Consider the following 867-nt stretch of genomic DNA (forward strand, 5'->3'; position numbering starts at 1 on the left):
CGCTGGTCTCGGCCCGCGTTGCCGAAAAGAACCTCGAGCTCATCGTGCGCGTCGACCCGCGCCTGCCTGGCTTCGTCGTCGGCGACGCCGGCCGTTTCCGCCAGATCGTTACCAACCTGCTCGGCAATGCGGTGAAGTTCACCGAGAAGGGGCATGTGCTGATCGATGTCGGCGGCGATGTGGTCGATGGGACCGTCCAGCTCAAGGTCCGCGTCGAGGACACCGGCATCGGAATCCCCGCCGAAAAGCTGCAGAGCGTGTTCGAGAAATTCGCCCAGGTCGACGGCTCGTCCACCCGTCGTCACGAAGGCACCGGGCTCGGCCTTGCCATCTCCGCCCGCCTCGTCGACCTGATGGGCGGCAAGATCGGCGTTGAAAGCGAGATCGGCCGCGGCTCGGTCTTCTGGTTCGCCGTACCGCTGCCGGCACACAAACAGCAGGCGCGCGACGAGATCGTGCCGGTCGACGTAACCGGCGCCCGCGTCCTGGTCATCGACGACAACCCGGTCAATCGCGAGATCCTGCTCGAGCAGCTGCGCAGCTGGAGCTTCGACTGCGCCGCGGCCGAAAGCGGCGCCGTCGGCCTCGCCTTTCTCGACCGCGCCTGCCAGCTCGGCGCTTCGGTCGACTGCATCATCCTTGACTACCAGATGCCCGGCATGAACGGCGCCGATGTCGCCAAGGCGATCGCCGCCGACAGCCGCCTGTCTTCCATTCCGGTCGTGCTGCTCACTTCGGTCGACCAGGTCGATTTCGGCCGACTGATGATCGATTTCGGCATCGTCGCGCATCTCACCAAGCCGGCGCGTTCGGCGGGGCTGCTCGGCACCGTGATCTCCGCCATCCAGAAGGCGCGCACGCAAGGCG

1 protein-coding gene is annotated in these 867 nt (G+C 66.6%); it reads left to right on the forward strand.

Going from position 1 to position 867, the window contains the following annotated elements; genetic code table 11:
* Nucleotides 1-867: ATP-binding protein (locus tag EOA60_RS35130; RefSeq protein ID WP_128312736.1), on the forward strand; the 867-nt coding region annotated here is incomplete at both ends.

This window comes from Mesorhizobium sp. M1A.F.Ca.IN.020.06.1.1, assembly GCF_004023265.1.
Taxonomy (GTDB): domain Bacteria; phylum Pseudomonadota; class Alphaproteobacteria; order Rhizobiales; family Rhizobiaceae; genus Mesorhizobium.